Consider the following 25,846-nt stretch of genomic DNA (forward strand, 5'->3'; position numbering starts at 1 on the left):
CATCACCACGACCGTCGTGATGAGCAACCCCGAGGGAAAAGGGGACGGTCATGAAGTACCAGCCTCCTGGCCGGGCGGGCAGCCCCGTGGACGTCGCGCCCCGCTACGAGAACTTCATCGGCGGCAAGTGGCAGGCACCCACCACGGGCGAGTACTCGCCCAACCTGTGCCCCGCCACCGCCGAGCCGATCTGCGAGGTCCCGAAGTCCGGACCCCAGGACATCGAACTCGCCCTGGACGCCGCGCACTCCGCGCAGCCCAAGTGGGGCGAGGCGTCCACCGCGCAGCGCGCCGCCGCGCTCAACGCCGTCGCCGACGCCATCGACGCCCACCGCGAGGAACTGGCGATCGCCGAGAGCTGGGAGAACGGCAAGCCGGTCCGCGAGACTCTCGCGGCCGACATCCCGCTCGCGGCCGACCACTTCCGCTACTTCGCGGCAGCCGTCCGCGCCGAGGACAGCTCGATCACCGAGATCGACAAGGACACGGTGGCCTACCACTTCCGCGAGCCGCTGGGCGTGGTCGGTCAGATCATCCCGTTCAACTTCCCGCTGCTGATGGCCGCGTGGAAGCTGGCTCCGGCGCTCGCCGCCGGCAACGCCACGGTGATCAAGCCCGCCTCCCCGACCCCGTGGTCGATCCTCAAGCTGATGGAGGTCGTCGGCGACCATCTGCCGCCCGGCGTCCTCAACGTCGTCAACGGTCCCGGCGCCGAGATCGGCAAGGCCCTCGCGACCAACAAGCGCATCGCCAAGGTCGCTTTCACCGGCGAGACCACCACCGGCCGCCTGATCATGCAGTACGCGGCCCAGAACATCATCCCGGTCACGCTGGAGCTGGGCGGCAAGTCGCCGAACATCTTCTTCAACGACGTCGCGGCCTACGACGACGACTTCCTGGACAAGGCCGTCGAAGGACTCGTCCTGTACGCGTTCAACAAGGGCGAGGTCTGCACCTGCCCCTCGCGTGCCCTCATCCAGGAGGACATCTACGAGGAGTTCATGGGCCGCTGCCTGGAGCGCATCCGCGCCATCAAGCAGGGTGACCCGCTCGACACGGCGACCATGATCGGCCCGCAGGTCTCCAGGCAGCAGGTCGAGAAGATCGCGTCGTACGTCGACATCGGCCTCAAGGAGGGCGCGGAACTGCTCGTCGGCGGCCACCGGCCCACCATGGAAGGCGAGTTCGCGAACGGCTACTTCTACGAGCCGACCGTCCTCAAGGGCCACAACAGGATGCGGGTCTTCCAGGAGGAGATCTTCGGACCCGTCCTCGCCGTCACCACCTTCAAGGACGAGGCCGAGGCCCTGGAGATCGCCAACGACACGCTCTACGGCCTCGGCGCCGGCGTGTGGAGCCGCGACACCGGACGCACCTACCGGATGGGCCGCGCCATCAAGGCCGGCCGGGTCTGGACGAACTGCTACCACCAGTACCCCGCGGGTGCCGCGTTCGGTGGCTACAAGGTCTCCGGCATCGGCCGCGAGAACCACAAGATGATGCTCGACCACTACAGCCAGACCAAGAACCTCCTGGTCAGCTACAGCGACAAGCCGCTCGGACTGTTCTAGAGGAGCGCAGCGACATGCCCGGAAGAGTCGACTACGGCACCGTCGGGCGCGTCACCGCCACGCGTGCGGCGCGCAAGGCCATCGCAGTCCTGCGCGCCGCCCACGGCCGGCCCGTCATGTTCGTCCAGTCGGGCGGCTGCTGCGACGGCAGCGACCCGATGTGCTTCCCCGGCGGTGAATTCGCCCTGGGAGACGGCGACATGCTCGTCGGCGTGGTGGACGGCTGCACCTTCCACGTGAACGCCGACCAGTACGAGGCCTTCGGCCGCCCCTTCTACGTCCTGGACGTGGAACCGGGCACACCGGGCGGCTTCTCCCTCGCAGCCGGAGACGGGCTGCGTTTCGTGACCCGGGTCAACCCGGCCCGGTGCAGGACCACTTGAGGAGCAGATCATGAGGGCAGCAGTCGTCACCGACTTCGGGAAGCCACTGGAGATCCAGGACCTTCCCGTCCCCGAGCCCGGCCCCGGCCGGCTACTCGTGAAGATGGAGGCCTCCGGCCTCTGCCACACCGACATCCACGCGGCCCACGGCGACTGGCCGGTCAAGCCGCAACCGCCCTTCGTCCCCGGTCACGAAGGCGTCGGGCCCGTACAGGCCGTCGGCGCGGGCGTGTCCCACGACCTGATCGGCAGGCGGGTCGCGATCCCGTGGCTCGGCTCGTCCTGCGGCACCTGCCGCTACTGCGTCTCCGGCTGGGAGACCCTCTGCGAGAGCCAGGTCAACTCCGGCTACTCCGTGGACGGTTGCTACGCCGAGTTCGCCGTCGCCGACGCGGGTGCCGTGGTGCGGGTCCCCGACGGCGTGTCGTCCTTCGACGCGGCGCCGCTGACCTGCGCGGGCGTCACCACCTACAAGGCGATCAAGGTCGCCCGGGTGACCCCGGCCGAGCGGGTCGCCGTCTTCGGCATCGGCGGCCTCGGCCACCTGGCGCTCCAGTACGCGCGCCTCGTCGGCGGGTTCGTCACCGCCGTCGACCTCGAACCCGACAAGCTGGGCCTCGCCCACCAGCTCGGCGCCGACCTGACCGTCAACGCCCGTACGCACGACCCGGTCGAGGAGATCAGGAAGGCCGGCGGCGCGGACGTGGCCGTCGTCCTGGCCGCCGCACCCAAGGCGTTCGAGCAGGCGTACCGGTCGCTCAACCGCGGCGGACGGCTCGTCATGGTCGCCCTGCCCGCCGACAACGCGTCGATCGACGTGCCGATCTTCGAGACCGTGCTCGGCGGGATCTCCGTCATCGGCTCCATCGTCGGCACCCGCCAGGACCTGTCCGAGGTGTTCGCGCTGCACGCGGCCGGCCGCACCAAGGTCATCGCCGAACCGCGGCGCCTGGACGAGGTCAACGACTCCTTCGACGAGGTCCTCGGCGGACGGGCCGAAGCACGGCTCGTCTTCGAGTTCTGACTGAGTCCGCAGACCCCCGGACCACAGAGAGAGGCAGCAGGTCATGGGAACCGTCACCGTAGGAGCCGTACGGGAGAGGGCACCCGGTGAACGCCGGGTCGCGCTCGTCCCCGAGGCCGTAACCCTCCTGCGCCGGGCCGGAATCGACGTCCTCGTCGAGGCCGGTGCCGGGTCCGGCGCCTGGTTCACCGACGCCGAGTACACCGGGTCCGGCGCGACCGTCGTGTCCGCGGAGGAGCTGTACGCACGCGCCGACGCCGTGCTGTGCGTGGGACCGCCGGACCCGGAGAGCGCCGAGGCGCTGCGCCCCGGGCAGACACTGATCGGCCTGCTCGAACCGCTCCGCCACCCCGCCCTCGTCGACGGACTGACCGGACGCGGGGTCCGCACGGTGAGCCTCGACCTGCTGCCCCGCACCCTCAGCCGCGCCCAGTCCATGGACGCGCTGACCTCCCAGGCCAACGTCGCCGGCTACAAGGCGGCGGTCCTCGCCGCCGACTCCTACGACCGGTTCCTCCCGATGCTGACCACCGCGGCGGGCACCATGCGCCCGGCGCAGGTCCTCGTCCTCGGCGCCGGAGTGGCCGGGCTTCAGGCGATCGCCACCGCCCGGCGCCTCGGCTCCGTCATCTCGGCGTACGACGTACGCCCCGCGTCCCGAGGGGAGGTGGAGTCGCTGGGCGCCCGGTTCCTCGACATCCAGACCGCCCAGGCACCGGAACCGGGCGCCGAACAGACCGGCTACGCACGGGAGTTGACCGAACAGGAGCAACAGGCCCAGCGGGCGGCGCTGGACGAGCACATCGCCGGCTCGGACATCGTCATCACCACCGCCCAAGTCCCCGGCCGCAAGCCGCCGTTGCTCGTGACCGCCGAGGTCGTCGGGCGGATGAAGCCCGGCTCGGTCGTCGTCGACCTCGCGGCGAGCGAGCTCGGCGGCAACGTCGAGGGCACCGAGGCCGACAAGACCACCGTCCTCGACAACGGCGTCACCCTGATCGGCGCCGGCCGGCTGCCGTCCGCCATGGCGACCGCCGCGTCCACCGCCTACGCCCGCAACCTCGTCGCCCTGCTGCGCCACCTGGTGCCGGACGGCGAACTCGTCCTCGACCCGACCGACGAGATCACGGCCGCCCTCATGGGCGGAACAGCTCGGACAGGAGGTGCATCCTCATGAACAACCTCGACCTCCTCACCGCGATCACCGTCTTCGTGCTGAGCGTCCTGGTCGGCATCGAGGTCATCAGCAAGGTCCCGGCGACCCTGCACACCCCGCTGATGTCCGGTTCGAACTCGGTGCACGGCATCGTCGTCATCGGCGCGATGCTCATCGCCGCCGAGTCGCACACCTGGCTCGGCTACGTACTCGCCTTCGTGGCCATGGTGTTCGGCGCCATGAACGTGGTCGGCGGGTACGTCGTCACCGACCGGATGCTGGAGATGTTCAAGGCCCGGCCCGCCGCCGGAACACGGGACAAGGAGGTGTGACCGCGATGGACACCGTCTCCAACGCCGTCCACTACGTCTTCCTGATCGCCGCCGCCTGCTTCGTGCTCGGCCTGCACCTGATGAACCACCCGCGCACGGCCCGCCGCGGCAACACGCTCTCCGCCGGGGCCATGGCCGTCGCGATCGGTGCCACGGTCTGGCTCGTCGTCCACGAGAACCGGATCAGCACCACCGGCTGGCTCGTCCTCGTCAGCGGCGGTCTCGTCGGCGCGGCACTCGGCCTGTGGGCCGCACGCGAGGTGAAGATGACCGCGATGCCCCAACTGGTGAGCGTCTTCAATGCTGTTGGCGGTGGCGCGGCTGCCCTGATCGCGGTCAACGACCTGCTCCAGGCCGACCATCCTGCCGCACTGGGCGCACGCGTCTCGCTCCCAGGCGCCCTGGACATCGTCATCGGCGCCGTCACCTTCTCCGGCTCGCTGGTCGCGGCGGGCAAGTTGCAGGGTCTCGTGTCCGGCTCGCCGATCGTGTTCCCGGGGGCACGCCTGCTCAACGTGCTGCTCCCGGCGTCCTTCGCCGTCGGCACCGTCTGGCTGGTGCTGGCCCCGGACTCCTCAACGGCCCTGTACGGACTGGTCGTTGTCGCCCTGCTGTTCGGTGTGACGATGGTCCTGCCGATCGGTGGCGCCGACATGCCGGTGGTCATCGCCCTGCTGAACGCGTTCACGGGGTCGGCGGTCGCGATGGCGGGCTTCGTCCTCGACGAGACCGCCCTGATCATCGCGGGCATGCTCGTCAGCTCCTCGGGCGGCATCCTCACCAAGCTGATGGCCGACGCCATGAACCGTTCCATCATGAACATCGTGATCGGCGGCTTCGGCACCGGCGACAGTGCCCCGGCGGCGGTCGGCGCCGACGGAGCACCCGCCCAGGTGCGCGCGATCTCCGTCGACGATGTGGCGATCCAACTCGCGTACGCGAGGAAGGTCGTCTTCGTCCCCGGCTACGGCCTCGCCGCCGCCCAGGCGCAGCACGAACTCGGCGACCTGGCAAAGGTGTTGACCGAGCACGGCGTCGACGTCAGCTACGCCGTCCACCCGGTGGCCGGCCGGATGCCGGGACACATGAACGTGCTCCTGGCCGAGGCCAACGTGCCGTACACCCAGCTCAAGGAAATGGATGACGTCAACCCCGAATTCCCGCAGGCGGACGTGGCGTTGGTGATCGGCGCCAACGACGTCACCAACCCGATGGCCCGCCGCCCCGGCAACGCGATCTCCGGTATGCCGATCCTCGACGTCGACAAGGCGAAGAGCGTGGTCGTCATCAAGCGTTCGATGGGGCACGGCTACGCGGGCGTCGACAACGAGCTGTACACCGATCCGAAGACCGGCATGTTCTTCACCGACGCGAAGAAGGGACTGACCGAACTGAAGGCGGCCGTGGGCGAGTTCGTCGGCTGAGCGGCAGACATGAGTGAGGCCCACGCGGCCGGCGCGTGGGCCTCACTCATGGGCCGTGGTGCTTCACTCGTGCGGGACGATCGCGACCGGGCAGCGGACGTGGTGCATCACCGCGTGGGCGACCGGGCCGGTGTGCGTACCCACCTTGGCCGGGCGGTTGCGGCACCCGACGACCAGCAGGCCGGCGTCTGCCGCGGCGCCCTGGATCAGGTGCGCCGGACGGTCGTTCGCCACGACCTCGTGGACCTCCACCGTCGGGTACTTCGCGCGCCACGGCCCGAGGACCCTGGCCAGCTCCCGCTCGGCGTCCTCCTGCGCGCTCGTGTTCTTGGCGCCGGGCCCGGGCGAGATCGACTGCTGCCAGGCATGCACCGCACGCAGTGGTGCGGACCGCACTACAGCACTCTCGAAGGCGAACACGAGAACGTCCTCGCACATACGCGCCAAGTCGACACCCACCACCACCTCGCGGTACGGCGCACGGGCCGACGGCTTGCCGTCCTGGCCGGGCATCCGCTCGCTCGCCGGGGTCTCGTCGGCCCGGACCAGCACGACCGGCCGGGTCGCGCGAGCCACCGTGGCCAGCGCGACGGAACCGGCCAGGAACCCGCCGAATCCGCTGAACGCGCGGCTGCCCAGCACCAGCAACTCGCCCTCCGCGCCTGCCGCCACGAGGGCGTCGGACGCGGGCCGGGCGATCTGCTCGGCACTCAGATAGACCTGCGGATACCTCTCGTTGACCCGGTCCATGGCTTCGCGGAGAATCCGCCGCGCCCAGTGCCGGGGCGCTTCCAGCTCGGGCAGATCCGACGGTTCGGCAGACCCCGTCTGCCACGCGTGCACCAGACGCAGCGGCACACCGCGGCGCAACGCCTCCCGCGCCGCCCAGTCGGCGGCGGCGAGGCTCTCTCGTGAACCGTCCAGTCCTACGACAACAGGACGCAGCACGGTCAACACCTCCCTGGATCGGTGGCCGCGGACCGGTCCGCGGACCCGGTACCACCAGCGTCGTCCCGACGAAACCGCAGTAGGAGAGCCCATCGGGGTCCAGGTGGGGACCACTCGGCTCATGCGCCTGGTGCTGCCGGCGCCGAGGCTGAAGATGTTCCGAGACATCACCGGAGGACATCATGCACGGCATCCCGCACATCGTCTGCGACGTCATGACCCGCACCGTCGTTGCCCTTGGCCGCGATGCCGGGTTCAAGGAGATCGTCAAGACCATGCGGCAGTGGAAGGTCAGCGCGCTTCCCGTCCTGGACGACGAGGGGCGAGTGATCGGTGTGGTCTCCGAGGCCGATCTGCTGCCCAAGGAGGCGTTCCACGACGGCGACCCGGACCGGTACTCCGAGCTGCGTCGGCTGTCCGACCTGACGAAGGCCGGAGCCGTCACCGCGGCCGAGCTGATGACCGCGCCGGCCCTCACCGTCCACGCCGACGCCACCCTTGCCCGGGCCGCGCGCACCATGGCTCAGACGCGGACCAAGCGGCTCCCGGTGGTCGACGACCAGGGCCGGCTGAAGGGCATCGTCAGCCGCTCCGACCTGCTGAAGGTCTTCCTCCGGAAGGACGAGGACATCGCGGAGGAGATCCGCCACGAGGTTGTCGCCCGCCTGTTCCCGGAGTCGGTCGAACCGATCCGCGTGGAGGTGTGCGACGGCGTCGCGACCCTCGACGGCCGTGTCCCCGACACCGCCTTGGTGCCCGTCGTCACCCGCCTGGTGCGGGCGGTCGAGGGTGTGGTGGACGTGGACTGCGCGCTCGTGGGGCCGCCGCGCCGCCCGGACCTCGAACCGCTCTGACCCCCGAAGTGATCGGCTGCCAGGGCCGACCGGGTCGAGCACGGGCCCGGTCGGCCCACGCGTGCGTTCCCTCCGCGCGCCATGCTGGAAGTGGCCAAGAAGAGGAGGGAGAACATGAACGGCATGATCGAGCGGCTGCCTGGCTGGCCGGCGCTCCCCGACCTGTTCGGCTGGGTCGAGACCGGGTTCCCGGGCACGCACACGGTTCCGGGACTGCACACCATCCGGATCGAGGAACACCTGACCGACGGGACGTATCTGCTGCGGGCCGAGCTTCCCGGCATCGACCCCGCGAAGGACGTCGAGATCACGGTGACGGAAGGCGTTCTGACCCTGCGGTCCGAGCGCAGTGAGGAGACCACGCAGAAGCACCACACGGAGTTCCGCTACGGAAGCTTCGCCCGCTCCGTCCGGCTCCCCGCCGGCGCGAAGGGCGACGAGGCCACCGCCGCGTACAAGGACGGTGTCCTGACGATCACGGTCCCGGTGCCGGAGACGAAGACGGGCACCCGGACCATCCCGGTGCAGCACGGCTGACCGCTCACGTGCCGTGCAGCGCCATGTGTACGCGGCCGGGACAGGGCACCCGGCCGCGTACACGACCGAGCCCCGCTCCCTCGACGAGGAGACCGCCATGGTCCCGAACACGGCATCACCGTCGGCACAGCCCGCGGAAGCCCGTACCAGACCCGCCCTGCTCACCTTCCTGGGCGGCGTCGGAACGGTCACCGGCAGCAAGTTCCTCGTCGAGAGCGACCACGCACGCGTGCTCGTCGACTGCGGCCTCTTCCAGGGCCTCGCCGACCTGCGCCGGACGAACTGGCGGCGGCTGCCCTGCGACGCCGGCGACATCGAGGCGGTCGTCGTCACCCACGCCCACCTCGACCACTGCGGATACCTGCCCAGGCTGGTGCGCCACGGCTTCCACGGCCGCATCGTGACGACCGAGTACAGCGCCCGCCTCATCGAGATCGTGCTCCGGGACAGCGCCAAGCTCCAGATGGAGGCCGCCCAGCACGCCAACGACCACGGCTGGTCCAAACACCGGCCCGCACAGCCGCTGTACGACGACTCGGACGTCGACCGCACCCTCAAGCTCATCGACCCGGTACCGACCGGCGAGAGCACCGAACTCGCCCCGCACACCCGCCTCACGCTGCACCCGGCCGGCCACATCCTCGGCTCGGCCTGGGCCCTGCTCACCCTGGAGGACGGGCACACCCTCGCGGTCAGCGGCGACCTCGGGCGCCCCGGGCATCCCCTGCTACGGCCCCCGGAGCCGTTCTCCGGCGCGGACGTCCTCCTCATGGAGTCGACGTACGGAAATCGCCGCCACGAGGAGGACGCCGGGCGGGCCCACTTCGCCGACGTCCTGACCCGGACCCTCAGGAGAGGCGGCACGGTCGTCATCCCCGCGTTCGCCCTCGACCGCACCGAGGTCGTCCTGCACGAGCTCGCCGAACTCCGCCGCCAGGGCCTGCTGCCCGCCGCCGTACCGGTGTACGTCGACAGCCCGATGGCCCTCGCCGCGCTCGACGTCTACCGGGACGCCGTCCTCGCGAAGGCCCCCGAACTGCGGCCCGAGGTCACGGACGCAGGGACGGACGCGCTGAGCCCCGAGCCGTTCCTCGCCGCGCGGACCGTCCAGGAGTCCGTCGAGATCGGCCGTACGACCGGACCCGCCGTCATCGTCTCGGCGTCCGGCATGGCCACCGGTGGCCGCGTCCTGCACCACCTGGAGCGTCTGCTGCCCGACCCGCGCAACACCGTGATGGTGGTGGGCTTCGCCGCCCGGGGCACCCGGGCCCGCGACCTCGTCGACGGGGCCAAGGCGCTCAAGATGTTCGGCGAATACGTGCCGGTGCGCGCCCAGATCGCCGACGTACCGCACTTCTCCGCCCACGCGGACGCGGCTCAGATCCTCGACTGGCTGCGCGGCGCACCCGCCCCGCACACCACCTACCTGGTGCACGGCGAGCCCGAGGCGGCCGAGGCACTGCGGGACCGCATCGACCGGACGCTGGGCTGGACGGCCGTCGTACCGCGGTCGGGGGAGCGGGTCCTCGTGAGGTGACACCGCAGTGCCCCTTCAGTACGGGAGACGGCGTCCGGACGGGGTCCGCAGGTCGAGCGGCGCGGGCCGGCGCGGGATCGAGGGGCGCTTGGTCTCCTGTATGCGCTTCATGACCGCCGCCTCCTGGACTCCCGTGGGCCTGGTGCCTCTCACCCGGCCGCCGCGTATGCCCTGAGCCTCGTCCGTGACCGCTCCTACGACGATGGGGCCCTGGACCCCGGTGCGTGGGCCACGGCGACCGAGCACCGGAGCCGAACGGCCCAACCCCTCGTACCCGTACGACACACCCCGCACTCTTCAAGCACGGGAATCGGCCCGGACCCAGGTCCGAGCCGGTCGCTTCTGCTGCCCGACGGCGCTACGAGGCACCACTCCTGGCCAGCGGAGGCGAATCGACGGCTTTCTGCGGTTCCCGGGACCGCTCCGTGACCGGAACGGTCACCACCGGAACCGTCGAGTGCCGCAGGCATTCACGGCCCACCGGGCCGACCGAGGGCAGCCCGAAGTTCCCGTGCGCCTTGCGCCCCAGGGCCAACAACAGTGCGCCGCGCGCCTGTTGGAGCAGCACGCGGGCCGGTGGCCCCTCCACCACGACGCGGCGCACGGCATCGTCGATCCGCGGCCCGAGAGCCTCGCGCACGGTGGCGGCGAGGACCCGGACGGCCCGCTCGTGCTCCTGGGCGGCCGTCGGACGGGCGGGTGCCGGCGCGTAGGGCGCGTGGCCGCTCGCGGCCGGCTCCCAGGCGTGCACGGCGACGAGGCCCGTGTGCAGGATCTCGGCCTGCTCGGCCGCCCAGCGCAGGGCGGCCATCGACGCCTCGGATCCGTCGACGCCCACCACGATGCCGTTGCCGTCGGTGTGTTCGGTCATGGCAGCCTCCCTGGTCGGCCTCTTGCCATCACAGTGGCCCGGACACGGACGCCGTGGCCTGAGCCGACGGGGGCCTTGTCCGGGCCCAAAGGTCCCTTGCCTTCGCGGCGCCGGAGGGTCAGGACGGCACCTCCGGTTCGTCACCTCCCTGGTCGAGCCGGAACGGCGGATACACGTCGGTGAGGAGCGCCGCGTACGCGACCACGCGCAGCACCCACCGGTTGAGCCCGATCACCAGGTCGAACAGGCCGCGCGGATAGCGCCCGGTGGCGGCCAGCGAGACCCCGGCGAACACGGCGAGCAGCGTGATGAGCCCGCCCGAGGCCCAGGGCACCTTCAGCCCGCCGAGCAGGAACCCCAGGACCAGATAGTGCGGTACGGCCAGGAGCCACCACTTCACCAGGACGAGACCGCGCGACAACTGCTCCGGGTACGCCAGGTCCCAGTGGGTGGGGTAGTCGGGCACGTCGGCGAGGGTGAAGGGCGGGTAGCGGTCGGTGCCCAGGGCACCGTACGCGTAGTACGCCACCCGCCAACTCCAGCGCAGCACACCGGTGTTGAAGTCGAACAGCGGGCGCGGGTAGCGGCCGGTGAACAGAATCGAGAAGAAGGCGGCCACGCTCGCCCCCACGAACGCGATCCACAGGAAGAACAGGACGACGTAGTGGGGGAGGGCGAGCAGCCACTTCACCAGCCACAGCCAGCGGGACTCGGGCGGATCGAGGTGTGCGGTGAGCCGGGCCGGATGTACTGCGGGCATCGCTTCATTCATGGCGGACGATCCTTTCCGAGGCCGGTGCCGTCAACTCCGGTAGTGCTGGTGGTCGTCGTGCTTGCCGATGTAGTGCCGCTCCTCGATGACGGCCTCGCGCTCGCCCAGGCGCAGCACGGTGCCGCCACTTGGCCGCGAGGTGCCGCGGATGCCCTCCCTGCCGGGAGCCGCGGCGTCTTCCCTGCGGCGTCACCGCCAGCGTCCCGCTCCGGTGTCCGGCGGCCCATGGGCTGAGCGGGCAGACGGTGGGGCCGGACGGTCCCGTCCCGGGCCCTGCGGCCCCTCCCGGCCCGGCGGTCGACGCACGACGCTGGCACCGAGGAACACACCGAGTGTGGGGAGGTGCTGATCATGCTCGCGTCCGTCATGGCGGGAGTGGACGGATCGCCGGAGAGCCTGGCCGCCGCCGAATGGGCGGCCCGCGAAGCACTGCGCCGCGGCCTGCCGCTGCGGCTGGTGCACGCCTGGGACTGGCATCCGCGTCGTGGAGAGAGGGAGGCCGACAGCGCGACCCAGCGGTATCTGGCGCGGCGCGCCCTGCGGCAGGCGGAGGACCGGGTCCGGGCGACGTGCCCGGACGTGCGCCTGTACGACGACCAGGTGGAAGGGGCCGCGGTCCCGGCCCTGCTGAAACTGGCCGAAGGCGCCGAGCTGGTGGTACTGGGTTCGCGCGGCCTGACCGGTGCCGCCGGGTTCCTGGTGGGCTCGGTCGCACAGGGGGTGGTGGCCCGAGCCACGGGACCCGTGGTTCTGGTCCGGGCGGGCGAGGCAGCGGCGGACGAGCAACTGCCGGACCTCGGCGACGGCGCCGGCCTGCGGACCGGCTACCGGGACGTGGTCCTCGCCGTCGACCTCGACGCACCCTGCGAGGCGGTGATCGAGTTCGCCTTCGAGGCGGCCCGGCTGCGCGGTGCGCGGCTCCGGGTCGTCCACGCCTGGCAGACGCCCACGCTCGGGCTCGGTCCCGGTGAGGTCGACCTGCTCAACGACCCGCACCGGGCCGAGGAGTGGGAGGCCGCCCTGGCCGGCGCGCTGCGGCTGTGGCGCGACAAGTACCCCGGCGTCGAGGTCGTCGAGACCGTGACCAGGGACCGGCCGCAGACCGCGCTGATGCGGGCCGCCTGCGGCGCGAGCCTGTTGGTCGTCGGCCGCAGGATCACGGAACGGCCGGTCGGCCGTCGCATCGGTCCGGTGACCCACGCCGCCATCCACGATGTCGACTGCCCCGTCGCCGTCGTCCCGCACGACTGAGGATGTGATCACCGTGATGACGTACTGGAACCAACACGGCATGAGCGGATGGGACTGGTTCGCGATGTCGGTCGGCTCGGTCCTGCTGTGGGCCCTGCTCGTGACCATCGCCGTCCTGCTCATCCGCAACCTGAGCCGTGGCTCTCAGCGTCCGCACCCCCTCGGATCGCCCCCGCCCGAGCAGGTGCTCGCCGACCGGTTCGCCCGCGGGGAGATCGACGAGGAGGAGTACCGCAACCGCCTGGCCGTCCTGCGTACGGATGGTTCCAGGCTCACTGAACACTGAGGTCGAGGGGCGGGACGACGATCGACGGCACGGGCCGTCCGTCGCCCCGCTCTTCGGCGTTGCGGAGCCGGTCGCCGAGTCGTCCGGAGGGACATCGGACCCGACGGGTACGGGCACGGGGGCCGGTCGGTGGGTCGACGGGGTCCGTCCGGCCCCTGTGGGCGTGCCGGGGGCCGCACGAGTCTGGAGTCCACTGAAGCGCCGCTTCCATCAGGGAGGGTGCCTGGAGAGGGGTGGACTGTGATGAGTGGCCCGGTGGTTGTGGGAGTGGACGGTTCGCGGTCGAATCTCGCCGTGGTGGAAGTCGCCGCGCAGGCCGCCGAACGGCTGGGAGTCGACCTGGAGTTGACGCAGGTGGTCGGCTGGCCGGCCGGAGCCGGACGGTTCGGCGTCCCGTCGTGGGAGATGGACGGGACCGGTGGGTACGCGTCGGCGAGGGGCGTGCTGGACCAGGCCGAGCGGCAGGCCCACCGCACCGCACCGCACGTGCGGATCTCGCGCGAAGTCCTCGTCGGCGAACCCGAGAACGTGCTGGAGGGCGAGTCGCGCACCGCGTCTCTGACGGTTGTCGGAGCCGACGGCGCGCAGGGGTACGGTACCTCGCGCAAGGGATCGCTGGCCGGGCGCCTGTCCGCGCGGATGTCCGGTCCGCTGCTGGTCGTACGGGGCAGGCCGAACCCGGTCGGTCCGGTGCTGCTCGCCGTCCACGGCACGTCGACGCTGCGCGGAGCCGCCGAATTCGCCTTCGCCGAGGCCTCGGCACGCGGGGTGGACCTCGTGGCCGTGCAGCTGCGGAACATCTCCGCCGCCCGTCCCTACGGCGGCTCCGCCCGCGCCGTGACGGCGGACGAGGAGGATGCCGCGCTCACCGGTGCCCTGGCCGAGCTCCACGCGCGGTACCCGGATGTCACCCTCCGGTGCCGTCGGCCCCGCGGTCGGTCCCGCCGGGCCCTGGTCGAGGCCAGCGCCGACAGCCAGCTCCTCGTGGTCGGGGCGCGCGGCCGGTTCGGGTTCGTGGGGCTGCCGCTGGACCCGGTCTGCCAGACGGCGCTGCGCGAGGCGGACTGCCCCGTCGCCCTCGTCCACTGCTGACGCGTGCGGACGGCCGCATGGACCAGTGACCGGTAGAACGCCACCTGGCGTTCTACCGGTCACTCCCGGTTCTGGAAGCGAGCCACCTTGTCGCCGACGAACCGAAGCCGTGGGAGCGGGGGCCGGAGGTTGCTGGGCGCGACGCAGCAGGAGGGCCGGGCGCCCGGACCTGGTTGGCCGGCCGTGCCGTCAGGCGTGCGAGGCAAGCCGCGCGTCCTCCCGCAGCGCCTGACGCGCCGTACGGCGTGGTGAGGCGGGCCCCTGTGGACCGTAGCCGAGGCGGAGCACCATCTGCGCGTGCGCCCGTCGGCCGTCCGTGAGTTGCTCGCGCAGGTCGGGCCACTCCAGCGCCTGGTGGAGCAGGGAAGCCCGTACGCCGTGGGCGGTGGCCACCAGCAGGACGCGGTCGAGTGCCTCACCGGCGCGCAGCCAGTCCGTCCGGCGGTCGTGGAGGGTGGACAGGACGGCGAGGGAAGGGCGTTTCTCGAAGGGGCGGGCGACGAGGGCCATGGGGTGTCGGTGGGAGGTGAAGTCCCGCATCGGGATCCGTTCCCGGAAGTCCTGCGGCCCGATCGCCTCCGGCGGCATGCCGAGCGAGTCGCCGTTGGGCGGGTGGACCCAGCGACGGCCCTCCGCTGCCCGGTCCGAGTCCGCCGTGTTGCGCTGCTCCGCCTCACGGGTCAGCCGCAGCAGCCGGTCCGTCTCGACCGGTCCGGGAAGGCCGAGCGTCGCGCCCTCCGCATGGGCCGCCTCGGTCAGTTCGGCCAGCACGGAGGCCGGCACCTGGCGGTCGGAGAACGGGAAGCGGCTGCTGTGCCGGCGCCACACCGCGTCGTACAGCTGCGGCGCCGCCGGGAACCGCGCGGTTCCGGCGAGCCGGACGGTGGCCAGCAGGTCGGGTTCGTGGGGGCGGGGGAGCAGTCGGGTCACGGGTTCCCAGCCGTGGTGGGCGACCGCCACGCGCAGGTTGAACAGGGCGCAGCCGACCGAGACGTGCAGGGCGCGCCCCGACGGGTCGGTGTGCCGCAGGCCGCGTTCCGCGACCGCCCGGATCTCCAGCGTGACGGTGTCCGGGTCGAGCCGGAACCGCCAGGGCTGGGTGTTGTGGATCGAGGGTGCGGCGACGGACGCCGCGATCAGCGTCTCCAGGGTCGGCACGTCGAGAACCGTGCTGGACATGTGGTCTCCTCCCCGCCCGCGCCCGAACGGCGGCCGGGCTGTTCGCTGTTCCTGCCCAGCGTGGTCCTGCGAGGAGGACCAGGAGGAGGGGCCGTACGGCCCTTGGGAGTGCGCCGGACGGCCCGGCGCGCTGCTCAGTTGCCGGACTCGGGCTGCTCCAGGTGGGAGGCCAGCACAGCGGCCTGTACCCGGCGCTGGACACCCAGCTTGGCCAGCAGCCGGGAGATGTGGTTCTTGACGGTCTTCTCCGACAGATACAGCTTCTTGCCGATCTCGCGATTGGTGAGGCCGTCCCCGATCAGTGCGAGGATCTCCCGTTCACGCGGGGACAGGCTCGCCAACTCCGGTGCGATCTCCGGGGCTTGGGCGGGTTCGGCACGCAGCGAGCGCATCAGACGGGCCGTCGTCGCGGGGTCGAGCATCGACTGCCCGGAGGCGACCGTCCGTACCGCCGAGATCAGGTCGGAGCCCTTGATCTGCTTGAGCACATAGCCGGAGGCCCCGGCCATGATGGCGTCGAGCAGGGCGTCCTCGTCGTCGAACGAGGTCAGCATCAGGACGGCCAACTCCGGCATCTGGTCGCGCAGTTCACGGCAGACGGTGATGCCGTTGCCGTCGGGGAGACGTACGTCCAGGACGGCGACGTGCGGGCGCACGGCGGGGGCCCGTACCAGTGCGTGCTCGACGTTCTCGGCGTCGCCCACCACCGAGATGTCCTCCTCGGCGTCCAGCAGGTCGGCCAGGCCACGTCGTACGACCTCGTGGTCGTCCAGCAGGAACACACGGATCGGATCCTGTGCGGTGAAGGTGCGTGCCTCGGTCATCTCGACCCCTCGTTCCCCGGAGTGTGAGCGGACGGCGGGCCGTCCGTGGACACGATCATCACGCGCCCGGCCCGGAAGCACTAGGGCCGACCGGCCCAACCGCCCCTTCCGGCGTGTCCTCACCGGCCCCCGCGCGACGGTCGGGCGGCCCCTCCCGGCGGCGATCACCCGGTGGGACCGTCCTCTTGTTCTCGTCTTCATGATGCCCGTGAGGGGGTGTGACCGATGCGGAAGATCAAGCGCGTGAAGGTCCTGGGGTGGCGCTGGCGGCGCAACGAACTGCGTCGGCACAGCGACGCGGTGGAAGCGTGGATCGTGCTGGGCGCCTGGACGTTCGCGATGGCCGCGGGGACTGTCGCCGGTGTGGCCGGTGCCCAGAGCGTCGCGGCGGCCCAGGCGCGGGACGCGGCGGTGCGCCGGCCGGCGACCGCCGTGCTGCTCACCGCCGTGCCGAGCGGAAAGGGCGCGGGCGTCGACTACAGCCGCGTGAAGGCGAAGGTGCGCTGGACCGACGCACAGGGCGTCGTCCGCACCACTACGACGGACGTGAAGGCCGGAGCGGACGTCGGCAGTACGGTGCCGGTGTGGACGGACGGGCACGGCCACCTGATGAGCGAGCCCCCGAGTCCGTCCGTGGCGACGGCCCGTGTGGTGGCCGCCGGTACCGGAGCCGGACTGGCCGGCGGACTGTTCGTGCTCGCCGGCGGACGCCTGATCCGGCTGAGGGTGGAACGGCGGGCCACCGACCAGTGGGGCGAGGAGTGGGAGCGGGCCGCGGCCCGGTGGGGGCGCAGGACCGGCTGAGACGCCGTTGCCCCGTCGGCCGTCGGTGGCCGGCGGGGCAACGGTTTACGGGCTCGCGGCAGCTCTCACTCCGCGGAGTGTTCGGGCCCGTCGAGCCCGAACTCCACATCCACGACCCCTTCGACTGCTCGGACGAGCCGCGCCGCCACGGGAACCAGGGACGTGTCCCTTACCCGGCCGCCGAGCCGTACGACCCCGTCCCGCACCTCGACCCGGACCGTCGACGCGGGACCGGGGAACAGGTACGCGACCACCTCGCGGCGCACCTCCTCGGCGATCTCCTCGTCGTCCCGGAGGAACACCTTCAGCAGGTCGGCCCGGCTGACGACGCCCTCAAGCCGGCCCGCGTGGTCGACGACGGGCAGCCGCTTGACCTTGGCCCGCGCCATGGTCCGCGCCGCCTGCGCGAGCGTCGCGCCCGCACCCGCGGTCAGGGCGGGCGACGTCATCAGCTCGCCCGCGGTCACCGAACCGGCCTTCGCGAGGTCGGACAGCCGGCGCAACTGGGTGTACCGGTCGGGGTCGCTGTCGCGGAACTCCTCCTTGGGCAGCAGATCGGCCTCCGAGACGATCCCGATCACGCGGTCCGCCGCGTCGAGCACCGGCAGGGCGCTGACCTTCCGCTCCTGCATCGTGCGGACGATGTCCTTGAAAACGGCTCCACGGACGACGGTGGCGACGGTACGCGTCATCACGTCGCCCACGATGTGCGGTGATCCATGCATGGTCACTCCTCCCTCATGACGGTCCATCGGCGCGGTCACCGCATGCCGCCGCTGCCGTACGGGGCGTACAGGTCCAGCAGCCGGGTGCGGGCCGAGCGGAGCCGGTGGGCCACGATGTCGCCCACCCACTGCGAGACGGTCATGCCGAACGCGGGGTCTTCCTCGCACAGTGCGCGTACGGCCGTGGCGTCGAACTCCCAGGCGCGTACCGGTGTCGTCGCCTCGGCGCCCAGGTGCCAGGAGTGCGGGCCGAACAGCCAGGACCAGCCGACGAGTTCGTTGTGCCCCAGCGATTCGATGACGGCGGCCCGGCGGCCGGGCACGCGCATGTCGAGGGCGATCGTGCCGGTGCGGATGATCCAGAACCGGTCGGCGCGGGCGCCCTCCTCGAAGAGCCGGGTGCCCAGGGGGATCGACACCTCCCGCGCGAGCTTCATCAGCCGTTCGCGGTGCTCCGCGGGCAGGGCCCGCGGCATGCTCGTGGTGGGGGAAGCGTTCATGGCGTGCCTCCAGAAAGTCTTACGGACCTACCACCTCCAGCGTGTGCCGGTGGGTCCCGCGCTGCCATGGGCCACTTGGCCTGCGGAACGGGCCGACCGGCGCCCCCGGGGGAGCCCTGCGGCACCCTGTGCCACCACGTCTCCCGCGGTTCGATGAAAGCGAGAGAAGCACTCGACAGGGATTCGACAGAGATTCGGCGGAGACGAGGGGGTGGACACCGTGGGTACGACCTTGACACCGGAGTTCTGGAGGCAGTTCGCCGTCCTGCTGGTGATAGCGACCGCGCTCACCGTCGTGGTCGGCGCCGCGCTCGACGCGCTGGTGCTGCGGATGCGCGCCCGCCGGACCCCGAAGCGGCCGGCGGCCTCGTCGGTGGTCCGCACGCACCGGCCGGCCGGGCGGACGCCCGTCCACCACTGACGCACCGTTCGCGAAGGCCGGACCCGCAGTCGCCGATCCATTTCGGTGACCTGCGGGTCCGTCGCTCATCGGAACGTGGGGGCGCTGTCGGCGGCCCAGCAGCGGGTTCGTACGATCGGACCGTGATCAAGCAGACGACGGTGCGCATGGGGCGGAAGCAGGTCCTCGGGACCGTCGTCTGCGGTGTGATCGCCCTTTCCCTCGTCGGTGTCGCCGTGTACATGGCCGTCTCGGCCGTCGGGCGCCTGGGGCTGATCGGGCAGCAGCTGACCATGCGGGTCTCGTACTGCGACGCGACCGCGCCGGCCACGACATCCCGGGGCGGCACCCATGCCGACCTCGTCTGTCGGGGGTTCGTGGATCCGGCGCAGGTCTCCGGCGGCGCGATACACCGGATCACGGCGACCGGCTTCTCCTCGGAGCCGTCCTTCGGCGCGCCCGTAGAGGTGTCCAGGGAACCGTGGGGGTCCTGGGTCCCGGTGGACCAGGGCGCCTGGAACAAGCTGGGCCGCGCTCTCTCCCCGCTGGTCCCGCTCGCCTTCGCCGGCTTGTTCGCCAAGGTGCCGCTGGCCGTGTGGCGAGGCCGGAGGAACTCCGCAGAGCCGCGCGCGGGGGCCTCGGCGTAGGAGCGGGCTTTCGCGCTCGAAGCCGGCGCCGAGCCCGTCGGGCCGGGGAGCCGGCCGGAACGCGGCGCTGGACCTGGGGCGCCGACCACCCGCGCGCCGGTCGGTGGCGCGCTGTAACCGTCGGGTCCTGCTCGCGTCGTGGTGCGCTGACGGCCCACGGAGTCGCCGTGAGTTCGATGCCGCACCGGCACACCAAACCCACCCCCCGGCCAGGGGACGGCCAGGATCGCGGCCCACACCTCCCGGAAGCCCGAAGGCCTGGCCGACCGTCAGCATGTTCTGCGTGAACGCCGGTGTGGTGCGGGCGAGTTCAGGAGGATCGCCGTCATTGAGCTGGACGGCAACGGCGCCGCAACGGCGACAACGGACGCCACTCCAGTGTCGGAGGCCTGGGCACGATCCTCAGCCGCGCTCACGCGCGCGCCCTTCAACTGCTGGGCGCAGCCCGAGAAGTCGAGGTTCCGCGCGCTGGCCGAAGCCTGTCCTGCCGGAGGCCCAACAGGCCCTGCGGAAGGGGCCGTTCAGCCCGTCACCGGCGGACCAACGGCATCAGGTGACGGACGTTCCGCCGTACCAGAGTGAGCGGTGCAACGAACGACCCGACACCTCGAAAGGACCACGATCATGGCCGTTCACGAGCACCCGCACCGCACCTCCGGCTTCCACCTGCCGACGTTCCGCAGGAACGGGTCCGCGTCCGAGGGCGCCGTGACGGCAGCCGCCGCGGAGACCACCACGGCGCGTGCCTACGTCTTCGCGTCCCTGCGCCTGTTCACCGGGTTCGTCTTCCTGTGGGCGTTCCTGGACAAGACGTTCGGCTTCGGTTATGCGACTCCCTCCGGGAAGGGCTGGATCGACGGTGGTTCGCCGACCAAGGGCTTCTTGAGCAGTGTGGCGGCGGGTCCGATGGAGTCGACGTTCCATGACTGGGCGGGGGCGGGCTGGGCGAACTGGCTGTTCATGCTCGGTCTGCTCGGCATCGGCGTCGCACTGATCTCCGGTGTCGCGCTGCGGCTGGCCGCGGTGGCGGGCACGGTGATGATGGCGCTGATGTGGATGGCGGAGTGGCCGCCGGCCAAGCACCTGTCGGACGGGTCGCTGAGCATGTCGTCGAACCCGTTCGCCGACTATCACCTGATCTACGCCGTCGTGATCATCGCCCTCGCGGCGGCGGGCGCCGGTGACACCTGGGGCCTGGGCAGGATCTGGGCCAAGCTTCCGGTCGTCCGCGACCACAACTGGCTGCGGTGACCGCGGCAGCTACGGCGGGCCCTCGTGAGGGGGCCCGCCGTGCGGCTGCCCATTGGGCCGAACGGCCCCTGTCGGGGACCTGCGGCCCCTGCCACGGGAACCCCTACGCCACGAACCTGGAATCAGACATCCGTTCAGGAGGAAGAATCATGGTCCGCACTGTTGTCGCAGGTCTCGACGGTTCCCCCGAGAGCCGCGCCGCCGCCGAATGGGCGGCCCGCGAGGCCGAACTGCGCGGCCTGGCGCTGAAGGTCGTCCACGTCTGGGAGCCCGCCCCGGACCCGCTGGCCCAGGCCCCGCTGCTGGGTGCCGAGACGCAACAGCACTGGAGCCAGCGCATTCCGCGCGAGGCGGGCGAGGGTCTGCGGCTGCGCCACCCCGGCCTGGACGTGACCGAGGACCAGGTGACCGGTACGCCCGCGGACACGCTGCTCGACGCGGCGAAGGACGCCGAACTGCTGGTCCTCGGCTCGCGCGGACTGAGCGGCGTCGGCGGATTCCTCGTCGGTTCCGTCGGCCTGTCCGTCGTCGCCCGCGCCGAGTTGCCCGTGGTCCTGGTCCGGGCCGGCGAACAGGCCGCCGACGAGCACGAGAAGGGCGCGGCAGGCAGCCCGTCGACCGAGACCCCGTACCGGCCCGTGGTCCTCGGCCTGGACGCCGACACCCCCGCCGACGCGGTCATCGAGTTCGCGTTCGCCGAGGCCGCCCGCCGCGGCACCGGACTGCGTGTCGTCTACGGCTGGAACCTTCCGCCGTACTACGCCTACGGCCTCGCGATGGACTCGGGCCTGAACGACGAGCTCTCCCGTGAGGAGACCACCGCGCTCACCGAGGCCCTGCGCCCCTGGCGCCAGAAGCACCCCGACATCGAGGTCGCCCTGGAGCCCCGCGTCGGCAGCGCCGCCGACCACCTGGTGGACGCCTCCCGCGAGGCCTCACTGGTCGTCATCGGCCGCCGTATCCGTCGTGCCGCGCTCGGCGCCCACATCGGCCCGGTCGCACACGGCGTCCTGCACCACGCCGTCGCCCCCGTGGCCGTCGTCGCCCACGACTGACCCACCCCCGTCTTTCCCCCCTGAGGAGCAGTAGTCATGAAGGCAGCAGTTGTGCGGGCGTTCGGTGAACCCCTGGTCATCGAGGACCGCCCCGACCCCGAGCCCGGCCCCGGCCAGGTCCGTGTCCGTGTCGAGGCCTCCGGGCTGTGCCACACCGACATCCACGCCGCGCACGGCGACTGGCCGGTGAAGCCCAACCCGCCGTTCGTCCCCGGCCACGAGGGCGTCGGCCTCGTCGAGAAGCTCGGCGACGGCGTCACCCACTTGACCGTCGGCCAGCGGGTCGCCGTGCCGTGGCTCGGCAAGGCCTGCGGGCGGTGCGAGCACTGCCTGTCGGGCTGGGAGACGCTGTGCGAGCAGCAGATCAACACCGGCTACGGCTGTGACGGCGGCTACGCCGAGAAGATGCTGGCCTGGGCCGACTTCGCCCAGCCGGTGCCCGACGGCGTGAGCGCGGTCGACGCCGCCCCGCTGACCTGCGCCGGCGTCACCACGTACAAGGCGCTCAAGGTCGCCGGCGTGCGGCCGGCCCAGCTCGTCGCGATCTCCGGTGTCGGCGGGCTCGGCCACCTGGCCGTGCAGTACGCGAAGATCGCCGGCGCCCAGGTCGCGGCCATCGACGTCACCGACGAGAAGCTCGAACTCGCCACCGCGCTCGGCGCAGACCTCGTCATCGACGCCCGCAAGGACGACGTGGGAGAGGTGCTCAAGCGGCACGGCGGCGCGCACGCGGCGATTGCCCTGGCCGTCAACGAGGCCGCGTTCGCCGCCGTCAACTCCGGGCTGCGGCGCGGCGGGAAGCTCGTCATGGTCGCCCTGCCCGCGCACGGCACGATCCAGGTCCCGATCTTCGACACCGTGCTGAACGGCACCTCCGTGATCGGCTCGATCGTCGGCACCCGCCAGGATCTCGCCGAGGTCTTCCAGCTGCATGCCGCCGGACAGACCAAGGTCATCTCCGAGACCCGCCCGCTGAGTTCGGTCAACGAGTCCATCGCCGACGTGCTGCGCGGCGACGTCAAGGCCCGGATCGTCTTCGACCTCGCTTCGGGGCGGTGACGGTGATGCCGAAGGCCCTGCCGATCGTCGTCGGCGTCGACGGTTCCGAGCCCAGTCTGCGGGCCGTCGACTGGGCGGCCGACGAGGCCGCCGTACGCGGACTGCCGCTGCGCCTGGTGTACGCGTCGCTGTGGGAGCGGTACGAGGGAACCTCGCTCGCCGCCGACATCGTCAAGCCGTCCGAGCAGGTGCTGGCCGAGGACATCGTCGACAGTGCCGCCCGCCGGGCGCGCCGCCGGCAGCCCGACCTGGACGTGAGCGTCGACGTGCTGCCCGAGGAACCCGAGTACGCGCTGGTGCGGGAGAGCCGCAGCGCCTCCGCGCTGGTGACCGGCACCCGTGGCCGCAGCGGTCTGGCCGAGGCGCTGCTGGGCTCCGTGAGCCTGACCGTGGCCGGGCACGCGCAGTGCCCGATGATCATCGTCCGCGGCAACCACGACAACCAGGCCCGCACCGCCACCCACGGCCGCGTCGTCGTGGGCGTGGGGGAGAAGCCGGCGGGCTCGGCGGCCGTGCGCTTCGCCTTCGAGGAGGCGCGGCGGCGCGGGGTGCCGGTGGATGTCGTACGGGCCTGGCGCTGCCCCGCGCACGAGAGCACCGACCATCCGCTGATGTCCGGAGAACCGGCCCGGCTGCACGAGCAACAGGCGGTCGAGGCGCTGGAAACGGCCCTCAAGGACGTACCCGACGACGTCGAGGCGCACCGCCGTGTCGTCGAGGGTCCCACCCGGGCCGTACTCGTGGACGCCTCGCGCGACGCCGACCTCCTGATCGTCGGGGCCAAGCGCCGCCCCGGGCACTACGGACTCCAACTCGGCCGCGTGGCCCACGGAGTGCTGCACCACTCCGCCTGCCCGGTCGTCGTCGTGCCCGAGCACGCCTGAGCACGAGCCTCTCCAACTCCGCCCGCCGACGCCGTAGTTACGCCGTTCTCTCTCGACTCACGCCGATGACTTCCGGAGCCTCCGATGCCCAAGGCCGAAAACCTGGACGCCCCCGCACTCTCCGACGACGAACTGCGCACCCTGGACGCCCACTGGCGCGCCGCCAACTACCTTGCCGCCGGGCAGATCTACCTGATGGCGAACCCGCTGCTCACCGAACCCCTGAAGCCGGAGCACATCAAGCCGAGGCTGCTGGGCCACTGGGGCACCTCGCCCGGCCTCAACCTCGTGTACACCCACCTCAACCGGGTGATCAAGGCGCGGAGCCTCGACGCGCTGTGCGTGTGGGGACCCGGCCACGGCGGACCCTCCGTGGTCGCCAACTCCTGGCTGGAGGGCAGCTACAGCGAGACCTACCCGGACGTCAGCCGCGACGCGGCCGGCATGGAGCGGCTGTTCAGGCAGTTCTCGTTCCCCGGCGGCGTGCCCAGCCATGTGGCGCCGGAGACCCCCGGTTCGATCCACGAGGGCGGTGAGCTCGGCTACTCGCTCGCCCACGCCTACGGCGCCGCCCTCGACAACCCGGACCTGCTCGTCGCCTGCGTGATCGGCGACGGCGAGGCGGAGACCGGCCCGCTGGCCGCCGCCTGGCACTCCAACAAGTTCCTCGACCCGGTCCACGACGGCGCGGTCCTGCCGATCCTGCACCTCAACGGCTACAAGATCGCCAACCCGACCGTCCTCTCCCGCCTCCCCGAGTCCGAACTCGACGAGCTGCTGAGGGGATACGGCCACGACCCGATCCACGTCACCGGCGACGACCCGCTCCAGGTGCACAAGGCCATGGCCGCCGCGTTCGACGACGCGCTGGACCGCATCGCCGTGATGCAGCGCACCGCCCGCGAGGACGGCGTCACCGAGCGCGTGCACTGGCCGGTGATCGTGCTGCGCACCCCGAAGGGCTGGACCGGTCCCGCCGAGGTCGACGGCGTCCCGGTCGAGGGCACCTGGCGCGCACACCAGGTCCCGCTGGCCGAGGTGCGCGAAAACCCTGAGCACCTACGGCAGTTGGAGGCGTGGCTGCGCTCCTACCACCCGGAGAAGCTCTTCGGCCCGGACGGCCGGCCCGTCGCCGAGGTCCTGGCCTGTGTGCCCGAGGGCGCCAAACGGCTGGGCTCCAGCCCGTACGCCAACGGCGGACTGCTGGTGCGTGACCTGCCCATTCCGTCCCTGGACCGTTTCGCGGTCCCGGTGGAGAAGCCGGGCACCACCCTGCACGAGCCGACGCGCGTCCTCGGCGACCTCCTCGAACAGGTCATGCACCACACCTCGGCGAGCCGCGACTTTCGTGTCGTCGGCCCGGACGAGACCGCTTCCAACCGCCTCCAGGCCGTCTTCAACTCCAGCGGCAAGGCCTGGCAGGCCGGCTACTTGCCTGTCGACGAACACCTGGAGCGGCACGGCCGGGTGATGGAGATCCTCTCCGAACACACCTGCCAGGGCTGGCTGGAGGGCTACCTCCTCACCGGCAGGCACGGACTGTTCTCCTGCTACGAGGCCTTCGTCCACATCGTCGACTCGATGGTCAACCAGCACATCAAGTGGCTCAAGACATCGCGGGAGTTGGCGTGGCGGGCGCCGATCGCCTCCCTCAACTACCTGCTGACGTCGCACGTCTGGCGTCAGGACCACAACGGCTTCTCCCACCAGGACCCCGGTTTCGTCGACCACGTCCTCAACAAGAGCCCCGAGGTCGTCCGCGTCTACCTCCCGCCGGACGCCAACACCCTTCTCTCGGTGGCCGATCACGTCCTGCGCAGCCGCGACTACGTCAACGTGGTCGTCGCCGGCAAACAGCCCTGCTTCGACTGGCTCTCCATGGACCAGGCACGCGCCCACTGCGCGCGCGGCGCCGGGATCTGGGAGTGGGCCGGCACGGAGAACGGTGGCGAACCGGACGTCGTGCTGGCCTGCGCCGGCGACGTCCCGACCCTGGAGGTGCTGGCCGCCGCCCAGTTGCTGCGCCGCCACCTGCCGCAGCTCGCCGTCCGGGTCGTCAACGTCGTCGACATGACCCGGCTGCTGCCGCGCGAGGAACACCCGCACGGGATGAGCGACTTCGAGTACGACGGCCTGTTCACCGCCGACAAGCCGGTCATCTTCGCCTACCACGGCTACCCGTGGCTCATCCACCGCCTCGCCTACCGCCGGGCCGGCCACGCCAACCTGCACGTGCGCGGCTACAAGGAGTCCGGCACCACGACCACACCGTTCGACATGGTCGTCCGCAACGACCTCGACCGCTACCGCCTCGTCATGGACGTCATCGACCGCGTCCCCGGCCTCGCGGTACGCGCCGCCGCCGTGCGCCAGCAGATGGCCGACGCCCGCACCCGCCACCACGCCTGGATCCGCGAACACGGCACCGACCTGCCCGAAGTCGCCGACTGGACCTGGAACGCCTGAAAACCCCTGCCCAG

The 25,846-nt window shown here is 71.5% G+C and carries 27 protein-coding genes; 20 read left to right on the forward strand and 7 right to left on the reverse strand.

Annotated elements, in window-relative coordinates:
- The first annotated feature begins 50 nt into the window (after positions 1-50).
- Genes ACQHII_RS42120 through ACQHII_RS42145 form a run of 6 tightly spaced genes read left to right on the forward strand, consistent with a single transcriptional unit; the run spans position 51 to position 5,890 of the window.
- The gene (locus tag ACQHII_RS42120) at positions 51-1,571 is read left to right on the forward strand and encodes an aldehyde dehydrogenase family protein (RefSeq protein WP_427924189.1); all 1,521 of its coding nucleotides are present in this window, start codon (positions 51-53) and stop codon (positions 1,569-1,571) included.
- Positions 1,572-1,585: 14 nt separating this feature from the next.
- Positions 1,586-1,954 (forward strand): DUF779 domain-containing protein, encoded by a 369-nt coding sequence (locus tag ACQHII_RS42125; protein ID WP_427924190.1) that lies wholly within the window; start codon positions 1,586-1,588, stop codon positions 1,952-1,954.
- Between the two features lie 10 nt (positions 1,955-1,964).
- Positions 1,965-2,978, forward strand: a complete 1,014-nt coding sequence (locus tag ACQHII_RS42130) for a zinc-dependent alcohol dehydrogenase (protein WP_427924191.1) — start codon at positions 1,965-1,967, stop codon at positions 2,976-2,978.
- Positions 2,979-3,021: 43 nt separating this feature from the next.
- Positions 3,022-4,155 carry an NAD(P) transhydrogenase subunit alpha gene (locus ACQHII_RS42135; RefSeq protein WP_427924192.1) on the forward strand — a complete coding sequence of 378 codons (1,134 nt, stop codon included), beginning with the start codon at positions 3,022-3,024 and terminating at the stop codon, positions 4,153-4,155.
- Positions 4,152-4,466: an NAD(P) transhydrogenase subunit alpha gene (locus ACQHII_RS42140; RefSeq protein ID WP_427924193.1), complete on the forward strand. Its 315-nt coding sequence runs from the start codon at positions 4,152-4,154 to the stop codon at positions 4,464-4,466. The genes ACQHII_RS42135 and ACQHII_RS42140 overlap by 4 nt, the downstream gene beginning before the upstream one ends.
- Before the next feature lie 5 nt (positions 4,467-4,471).
- Positions 4,472-5,890, forward strand: a complete 1,419-nt coding sequence (locus tag ACQHII_RS42145) for an NAD(P)(+) transhydrogenase (Re/Si-specific) subunit beta (protein WP_427925529.1) — start codon at positions 4,472-4,474, stop codon at positions 5,888-5,890.
- 63 nt (positions 5,891-5,953) lie between these two features.
- Here the strand turns inward: ACQHII_RS42145 and ACQHII_RS42150 are convergent, their stop codons facing one another.
- A complete protein-coding gene (locus tag ACQHII_RS42150) occupies positions 5,954-6,838 on the reverse strand; it encodes a universal stress protein (protein WP_427924194.1) in 885 nt (294 codons plus the stop codon).
- A 182-nt stretch (positions 6,839-7,020) separates the two neighbouring features.
- Between ACQHII_RS42150 and ACQHII_RS42155 the strand changes: the two genes are divergently transcribed.
- The 3 genes from ACQHII_RS42155 to ACQHII_RS42165 all read left to right on the forward strand — a co-directional run bounded on the left by ACQHII_RS42155 (position 7,021) and on the right by ACQHII_RS42165 (position 9,766).
- The gene (locus ACQHII_RS42155) at positions 7,021-7,692 is read left to right on the forward strand and encodes a CBS domain-containing protein (RefSeq protein WP_427924195.1); all 672 of its coding nucleotides are present in this window, start codon (positions 7,021-7,023) and stop codon (positions 7,690-7,692) included.
- Positions 7,693-7,806: 114 nt separating this feature from the next.
- Positions 7,807-8,229, forward strand: coding sequence for an Hsp20/alpha crystallin family protein (locus ACQHII_RS42160; protein WP_427924196.1), 423 nt, complete (start codon positions 7,807-7,809; stop codon positions 8,227-8,229).
- A 13-nt stretch (positions 8,230-8,242) separates the two neighbouring features.
- On the forward strand, positions 8,243-9,766 hold the full coding sequence (locus tag ACQHII_RS42165) for an MBL fold metallo-hydrolase RNA specificity domain-containing protein (protein ID WP_427924197.1): 1,524 nt from the start codon (positions 8,243-8,245) through the stop codon (positions 9,764-9,766).
- A gap of 358 nt (positions 9,767-10,124) precedes the next feature.
- On the opposite strand, the gene ACQHII_RS42170 is transcribed toward ACQHII_RS42165, so the two are convergent.
- Both ACQHII_RS42170 and ACQHII_RS42175 read right to left on the reverse strand, forming a co-directional pair.
- The gene (locus tag ACQHII_RS42170; RefSeq protein ID WP_427924198.1) at positions 10,125-10,637 is read right to left on the reverse strand and encodes a universal stress protein; all 513 of its coding nucleotides are present in this window, start codon (positions 10,635-10,637) and stop codon (positions 10,125-10,127) included.
- Between the two features lie 118 nt (positions 10,638-10,755).
- On the reverse strand, positions 10,756-11,409 hold the full coding sequence (locus ACQHII_RS42175; RefSeq protein WP_427924199.1) for a DUF4389 domain-containing protein: 654 nt from the start codon (positions 11,407-11,409) through the stop codon (positions 10,756-10,758).
- A 351-nt stretch (positions 11,410-11,760) separates the two neighbouring features.
- On the opposite strand from ACQHII_RS42175, the gene ACQHII_RS42180 reads away from it, so the two are divergent.
- The 3 genes from ACQHII_RS42180 to ACQHII_RS42190 all read left to right on the forward strand — a co-directional run bounded on the left by ACQHII_RS42180 (position 11,761) and on the right by ACQHII_RS42190 (position 14,038).
- Entirely contained in the window at positions 11,761-12,660 is a 900-nt protein-coding gene (locus ACQHII_RS42180) for a universal stress protein (protein ID WP_427924200.1), read from the forward strand.
- A gap of 40 nt (positions 12,661-12,700) precedes the next feature.
- A complete protein-coding gene (locus ACQHII_RS42185) occupies positions 12,701-12,946 on the forward strand; it encodes an SHOCT domain-containing protein (protein ID WP_427924201.1) in 246 nt (81 codons plus the stop codon).
- 243 nt (positions 12,947-13,189) lie between these two features.
- On the forward strand, positions 13,190-14,038 hold the full coding sequence (locus tag ACQHII_RS42190; protein WP_427924202.1) for a universal stress protein: 849 nt from the start codon (positions 13,190-13,192) through the stop codon (positions 14,036-14,038).
- 189 nt (positions 14,039-14,227) lie between these two features.
- Here ACQHII_RS42190 and ACQHII_RS42195 read toward each other — a convergent pair whose 3' ends face one another.
- Together ACQHII_RS42195 and ACQHII_RS42200 are read right to left on the reverse strand one after the other, a co-directional pair.
- Positions 14,228-15,217 (reverse strand): Acg family FMN-binding oxidoreductase, encoded by a 990-nt coding sequence (locus tag ACQHII_RS42195; RefSeq protein ID WP_427924203.1) that lies wholly within the window; start codon positions 15,215-15,217, stop codon positions 14,228-14,230.
- A 134-nt stretch (positions 15,218-15,351) separates the two neighbouring features.
- The gene (locus ACQHII_RS42200; RefSeq protein WP_427924204.1) at positions 15,352-16,041 is read right to left on the reverse strand and encodes a response regulator; all 690 of its coding nucleotides are present in this window, start codon (positions 16,039-16,041) and stop codon (positions 15,352-15,354) included.
- Between the two features lie 225 nt (positions 16,042-16,266).
- On the opposite strand from ACQHII_RS42200, the gene ACQHII_RS42205 reads away from it, so the two are divergent.
- On the forward strand, positions 16,267-16,845 hold the full coding sequence (locus ACQHII_RS42205) for an Rv1733c family protein (protein ID WP_427924205.1): 579 nt from the start codon (positions 16,267-16,269) through the stop codon (positions 16,843-16,845).
- Between the two features lie 65 nt (positions 16,846-16,910).
- On the opposite strand, the gene ACQHII_RS42210 is transcribed toward ACQHII_RS42205, so the two are convergent.
- Both ACQHII_RS42210 and ACQHII_RS42215 read right to left on the reverse strand, forming a co-directional pair.
- Positions 16,911-17,570 (reverse strand): CBS domain-containing protein, encoded by a 660-nt coding sequence (locus tag ACQHII_RS42210; RefSeq protein ID WP_427924206.1) that lies wholly within the window; start codon positions 17,568-17,570, stop codon positions 16,911-16,913.
- Between the two features lie 35 nt (positions 17,571-17,605).
- A complete protein-coding gene (locus ACQHII_RS42215; protein ID WP_427924207.1) occupies positions 17,606-18,070 on the reverse strand; it encodes a Crp/Fnr family transcriptional regulator in 465 nt (154 codons plus the stop codon).
- A 220-nt stretch (positions 18,071-18,290) separates the two neighbouring features.
- Between ACQHII_RS42215 and ACQHII_RS42220 the strand changes: the two genes are divergently transcribed.
- From ACQHII_RS42220 to ACQHII_RS42250, 7 genes are all read left to right on the forward strand, one after another.
- Positions 18,291-18,491 carry a hypothetical protein gene (locus tag ACQHII_RS42220; protein WP_427924208.1) on the forward strand — a complete coding sequence of 67 codons (201 nt, stop codon included), beginning with the start codon at positions 18,291-18,293 and terminating at the stop codon, positions 18,489-18,491.
- A gap of 122 nt (positions 18,492-18,613) precedes the next feature.
- Positions 18,614-19,117, forward strand: a complete 504-nt coding sequence (locus ACQHII_RS42225; protein WP_427924209.1) for a hypothetical protein — start codon at positions 18,614-18,616, stop codon at positions 19,115-19,117.
- A gap of 624 nt (positions 19,118-19,741) precedes the next feature.
- Positions 19,742-20,368 carry a DoxX family membrane protein gene (locus tag ACQHII_RS42230; protein WP_427924210.1) on the forward strand — a complete coding sequence of 209 codons (627 nt, stop codon included), beginning with the start codon at positions 19,742-19,744 and terminating at the stop codon, positions 20,366-20,368.
- Positions 20,369-20,517: 149 nt separating this feature from the next.
- Complete coding sequence (locus ACQHII_RS42235; RefSeq protein ID WP_427924211.1) at positions 20,518-21,423, forward strand: universal stress protein; 906 nt, start codon at positions 20,518-20,520, stop codon at positions 21,421-21,423.
- Between the two features lie 36 nt (positions 21,424-21,459).
- Positions 21,460-22,482 (forward strand): zinc-dependent alcohol dehydrogenase, encoded by a 1,023-nt coding sequence (locus ACQHII_RS42240; RefSeq protein ID WP_427924212.1) that lies wholly within the window; start codon positions 21,460-21,462, stop codon positions 22,480-22,482.
- 5 nt (positions 22,483-22,487) lie between these two features.
- The gene (locus ACQHII_RS42245) at positions 22,488-23,366 is read left to right on the forward strand and encodes a universal stress protein (protein ID WP_427924213.1); all 879 of its coding nucleotides are present in this window, start codon (positions 22,488-22,490) and stop codon (positions 23,364-23,366) included.
- 84 nt (positions 23,367-23,450) lie between these two features.
- Positions 23,451-25,832: a phosphoketolase family protein gene (locus ACQHII_RS42250; protein ID WP_427924214.1), complete on the forward strand. Its 2,382-nt coding sequence runs from the start codon at positions 23,451-23,453 to the stop codon at positions 25,830-25,832.
- The last annotated feature ends 14 nt before the right edge of the window (positions 25,833-25,846 follow it).

Source organism: Streptomyces sp. cg40, assembly GCF_050320165.1.
Classification (GTDB): domain Bacteria; phylum Actinomycetota; class Actinomycetes; order Streptomycetales; family Streptomycetaceae; genus Streptomyces; species Streptomyces hokutonensis.